Genomic DNA, 256 nt, shown 5'->3' with positions numbered 1-256 from the left:
CCGTGTTGCCGGTCTGGTCCAGCACCACCGCAAGACCGGAGGCGCTGTCGATCAGATTGGACGTCGTGCCGTTGGCGGCAATGCTCAGCGCATAGGCCGTCGTTCCGCCGTCGGCGCCGGTCACCACATTGAACGCACCGGCGAAGCTCTCCTTGTCCAGCGCATGACCCTGGGTCGGCACCAGATCCGGTGTCGAGCCTTTGATGCCGGCGTTGGTCGAAGCCGATAGATAGGCTTCGAACGTGTTCAGCGAAGC

At 63.7% G+C, this 256-nt stretch carries 1 protein-coding gene; it reads right to left on the bottom strand.

The genetic code is table 11. From position 1 onward, the window contains the following. Positions 1–256 (bottom strand): DUF5801 repeats-in-toxin domain-containing protein (locus FNJ47_RS55640; protein ID WP_163163622.1); only part of this gene is annotated, 256 nt, incomplete at both ends.

The sequence above is a fragment of the Bradyrhizobium uaiense genome (assembly GCF_010811875.1).
Classification (GTDB): domain Bacteria; phylum Pseudomonadota; class Alphaproteobacteria; order Rhizobiales; family Xanthobacteraceae; genus Bradyrhizobium; species Bradyrhizobium uaiense.
This window is presented reverse-complemented; position numbering and strand designations above follow the sequence as displayed.